4 protein-coding genes are annotated in these 4,779 nt (G+C 61.8%); 2 read left to right on the top strand and 2 right to left on the bottom strand.

The window, feature by feature from the left end; translation table 11 throughout:
* A partial coding sequence (locus tag EOA24_RS41870; RefSeq protein ID WP_189354262.1) for a M24 family metallopeptidase occupies positions 1–1,100 on the top strand: 1,100 nt, incomplete at its 5' end.
* 158 nt (positions 1,101–1,258) lie between these two features.
* Here the strand turns inward: EOA24_RS41870 and EOA24_RS27805 are convergent.
* Together EOA24_RS27805 and EOA24_RS27800 are read right to left on the bottom strand one after the other, a co-directional pair.
* A complete protein-coding gene (locus EOA24_RS27805; protein ID WP_126082673.1) occupies positions 1,259–3,304 on the bottom strand; it encodes a flotillin family protein in 2,046 nt (681 codons plus the stop codon).
* A gap of 470 nt (positions 3,305–3,774) precedes the next feature.
* Positions 3,775–4,077, bottom strand: coding sequence for a DUF982 domain-containing protein (locus EOA24_RS27800; RefSeq protein ID WP_042642716.1), 303 nt, complete (start codon positions 4,075–4,077; stop codon positions 3,775–3,777).
* Positions 4,078–4,386: 309 nt separating this feature from the next.
* On the opposite strand from EOA24_RS27800, the gene EOA24_RS27795 reads away from it, so the two are divergent.
* Positions 4,387–4,779 (top strand): cytosine permease (locus tag EOA24_RS27795; protein ID WP_189354260.1); only part of this gene is annotated, 393 nt, incomplete at its 3' end.

Here is a 4,779-nt window from a genome sequence, read left to right as displayed (position 1 = left end):
GTTATACCCCGATCGCCGGCCTGCCCGACATCGTCACGATGCTTGCCCAATCACTGAGCCTGATGGGCCAGGATCGCAGCCAGAAGCCTGATCTTGTCGCGGTTCTGCGCGAAGCTGGGCTCGGGTCCGGCGACACGATCGGCATCGTCGGCTGGAAGTATCTCGAAGGCGAGGAGTGGGATTTGGCGAAGCCGACCTTCCTCGCCCCTTCTTTCATCGTCGATGCCATTGCCGCGATCGTCGGGCCGTCCGACATCGTGGACGCCACCCGCGTGCTGATGCACCCGGTCGAGGGCCTGCGGGCCGTGGTCGACGCAGACCAGATCGCCGAGGCCGAATGGGGAGCGTCGAGGGCATCGATGGCGGTCTGGCGGATCGTCACAGGCTTCACCCTTGGTGATAGCGAGCTCGCGGCCGCGTCCCGCATGGGCTATGCCGGCGAACCGATGAGCTGCCATCCGATGTTCGCCTCCAACGATGCGAGCGGCCCCGTCATCGGCCTGCGCAGCCCGACAGCCCGCGTGCCGCGGCGCGGCGAGGGTGCAACCACCGCGGTCGGGTACTGGGGTGGCCTGACGGCCCGCGGCGGCCTCATCGCCGAGGCCGACACCGCTTTCCTGGAGGTGGCCAAGGCTTATTTCGACGGACTGATCGCCTGGTACGAGACGGCAGGAATCGGTGTCGAAGGTGGCGCGATACACGAAGCGGTGATCTCGACCCTGGCCCGTGGCAGGCTGCGGCCGGCCCTCAATCCCGGCCATCTTGTCGGCCTCGACGAGTGGATGCATTCGCCGATACGTCCGGGCTCGACGGAGCGCCTGGCCTCCGGCATGCCGTTCCAGGTCGACATCATTCCCGTGCCGATGCCCGACGGCGTGACGCTCAACTGCGAGGACGCCGTGACCTTCGCAGACGCGGGCCTGCGCGCGACGATCGCCGAGCGCTATCCGGCGCTCGCGGCCCGCTTCGCCGCGCGCCGACGCTTCGTCGCCGACGAGCTCGGCGTCGAGGTCAAGGACGAGATGCTTCTGCTGTCGGCTATTCCGCTTTGCCTGCCGCCATTCTGGCTTGCGCCCAAAAAACTATTGGCACGGAACTGACTTAGTCGGACCTTGTCGAGAAAGAGGCCTGCCGCGCCGACATCGGCGCGGGGCCCTCGACCAGCATCGTGGCTCAGCCTGGCGCCGCGCCTCAAGGCGTAGACATTGCCCATCAACGCGCCACGCGAGATGGGCCGGTGCGACCGGCCCATCCTCAATCATTCCTCCTCAACGGGTTCCGGGACCGCACCCGGCAGGTTTTGTCGTCCAACCCGGTCTGCGACGAGCATCGAAAGCATCATCTCGACGAGGCCGTTGGCGGCCCCCTTCTCGCCGCCATTGGCGCCGATCTGGATCTGCGGCACGAGCGGCAGCCTGCCATTCTCGATCGCCTCGGCGAAGCGCATGAGAACCTGCGAGTTGAGCTGATAGTCCGGTCCGCCGAAAGCCGCGACCTTCTTCTCGGTGGCCTCGGCCTCCGCCAGGCCGAGCGCGCGCACCTTCTCGGCCTCCGCGAAACCGGTCGCCTTGATGCGCTCGGCATCGGCAAGCGCGACAGCCTTGATCATATCGGCCTCGCCCTGGCCGGCGAGGCGCACCTTCTCCGCCTCCGCCTTGGCGGTGACCTGGATGGTTTCCGCCTCCTGACGGGTGCGGGCGAGTTGCGCCTTGCCCTCGTTCTCGCTGATCTCGATGGTAAGTGCCGAGGTCGTGATCTTGGCTTGCTGTTCGGCCAGCGCTTCTTTCTCACGTAAGGTACGTTCCTGAGTGGCCGCCCTCTCCTGCAATTTGTAGGTCTCGACCTTTTCGACCGCAATCTGGCGCTCGCGCAGCTGGATCAGGATCTGCTCTATGCTGTTCTGGCCATCGGCGGCACGCGGCGTGCCAATCAGCACTTCCTGCAGTTCGAGGCTGTAGGAATTGAATTTTTCGCGCATCTCCTCGCCTGACTTGCGCTGGATGTCGCTGCGCTCCTGCAAGAGCTGGATCAGCGTCTTTGTCTGGGCGATGTTCTTGAAATAGGCGGAAACCATCGGATCGAGCGTCTGTTCGACCAGCCGCTTGATGTCACCGAAACGCTGTACCACCAGCGGCGCCTTCATATAGTCGATGTGCACGACGACGGAGAGCGGCAGCACAGGCTCGAACGCATCCTTGGTGATCAACGATACTTCGGACAGGTTCTCGTCCAGCCTGTGATCGCCGAACTGCTCCTTCGTCCATTTGAGCACGAAGTTGGTGGTCGGCACGGTGATGATAGTGCCGGCAAAGGTGTTGAACGCATACTTGCCCGGCAGCAGCGGCGTCGACCAGACACCGCGCGCGCCGATTTCGACCAGCTCGCCGTGACGGTACGCCTGCCCGGATATGTCCGCGCCGTGGCGGCCGTTATAGGAGACGACGACACCCACCGTGCCGACGTCGATGATCGTCTTCTCGACCAGTTCGACGGTCGCGAAAATGCGATTGAGGAAGTAGCTGCCGTCGGCCAGCACCTGCAGCTGCCGGCCACGGTAGCCACCGGCATTGAGAAACTTCTCCGGGTCCTGGAAATTGTTGTGGAAGTTCGGGTCGTTCGGATCGTTGGCCACGGTCGGCGCGATGATCTCGCCGTCCGGCAGGGCCGGACCGTCATGGATGGTGACGATACCGATCATGTCCTCGGCATTGTGGATGACGACCGGCTCAAAGCCGCCCCGCTCCGAGATCATGCTGGACATGTTGGCAAAAAGGTTTTGTTCCGACGAGCTCAGATTGACGGCATAGATCGACTGGGCAGTGAGCACGATGAATTGCGCGAGATTGATGGCATAGGTGCCTTCACGCAAGATCTTGCGCTGCGGTCCTTTCTGTCCGCCTTTTTCGAGAAACCCGCGCACATCCTGGAAATCGTCGGCATCTGTGTTGGAAGCAAGTGTCTGCGTCGGCGGCAGCGGCTTGCCGTCACGCGCAAAGACATAGCCGATCTGGCCCTGCGGGATGGTGACGAGATCGGCGCGGTGCATCGAGTATTGGAAGGGCATGAAGAAATGCAGGCCGCCGCGCACGACTTCCGGCTGGTAGCCAGCCTCACGGTTGAGCGCTATGAAGCCATCACTGACGGAGCCGCGAAAGCTCCATAGTTTTTCCAGGATGCCGAGCCGGTCGTTCGGGATGTAGCGGACCATGCCGCTCCGCCAGAACAGGATCGCCAGCACGATAGCCGGCACGGCGATCTCGATCGCCGTCCATTTCATCGGGCCGAGATATTCTAGGGCTTCCATGTCTAGTCTCCTAAGGGCGCGCGGGTTCGTTCACCCGGCCGCCACCCGGCTGGTGTTGATTGACAAAGCGGGGAGATTTCGCGCCGAGACGCTCGACGCACCAAAGGCGCGTCGAACGGTCGGGCTGCTCATTGTTTGGAAAAGTGACCGCGCCTCCCGAGTCCCCCGTGAGAAAGGCGTGGCGTAAGAGAATGTTACATCGATGTTGCCCTGATAGACATAACAACGAGGACGTAGGGATAGCGCCAACAGGTTTAAAGATACTTCACGCCGAAATCGTATAAGTATTTTCAACGCTTTGTTGCTTCGAAGCGTCGACTTCTAGAAATTGGCAGAGAGCGAAACTGCGCTTTTGACGGGTCAAAACATCGGCTCCCAAAGCCGTCCTGGTGCGGAACCTGGGAACCACAAAAACCCAACGTGCTGCGTCGTTGCCGGCGCAGAACATTGATTTAAAGGATTTTTCGAGCCTAGCGCCGCAGCGCGTAGACATTGTCCATCGACGCGCCACCCAGTGGCAGCGCCATGTCGTCGTCGAGCAGCCGAGTGATGCGGGCGAAGCCGACAAAGGCTTTCCGCGCTTCCTCAGCCGACATCTTGCCCGACATAGCCGCCGTACAGCAATTCAGGGCGCATTGATAAACCGGGCCGCGTCTTCCCGTTGGCCATTTCCGCAGGAACACCATCGCCTCGGAGACGCTATCGACTTCCTCCACAGGGTATCCCTGCCCACGCGCAATTCGCACTGGGGTAAAGAAATGCAAGCGATCCATGATTATCCTCCCGGCCGACCGCAACGCAGTCGAACCCGCATAAACGCACGTCCGGCGGATTGGTTCCAAACAAATTTGGTTGCCGATGGAAAAACTTCGGAACCCGCCGGCCGACACCTGTGCGATCAAGAAAGCGCTCATGGCGACTCGACCGATGCAGGCTTCGAGGCGGCAGATAACGGCGATTCTCATTGAATGTCTTTAAGGCGAAAGCCGGCAAATGGATTACTTGCCGGTTCCCCAGCGTCAGGCTTAACCTCCGCGGTTAAACGCGTGAGGGCGCGTTTTGCAAGAAGGGGAACAACGACAATGACAATTCAAGGCGCATCGCCTGACCTCTATAACGAGGATCTGGCTCCGGCAACGGTCAGGAACTGGGGACCGTTTTCGATCTTCAATGTCTGGACTTCTGACGTCCATAGCCTCTGGGGCTACTATCTGGCGGCCAGCCTGTTTCTGTTCTGCGGCGGCTTCGTCAATTTCATCATCGCCATCGGCATCGGCTCGCTGATCATTTACGCGCTGATGAACATGGTCGGCTATGCCGGCGTGAAGACCGGCGTGCCCTACCCCGTGCTAGCCCGTGCCTCCTTCGGCATCTGGGGCGCCAACATTCCGGCGCTGGTGCGCGCCATCGTCGCCTGCTTCTGGTACGGCGCTCAGACGGCCGCGGCGTCGGGCGCCATCGTGGCGCTGCTGACG

Source organism: Mesorhizobium sp. M2A.F.Ca.ET.039.01.1.1, from assembly GCF_003998035.1.
Classification (GTDB): domain Bacteria; phylum Pseudomonadota; class Alphaproteobacteria; order Rhizobiales; family Rhizobiaceae; genus Mesorhizobium.
Note: the sequence above shows the minus strand (reverse complement) of the source record. Positions and strands in the feature narration are given on the sequence as shown.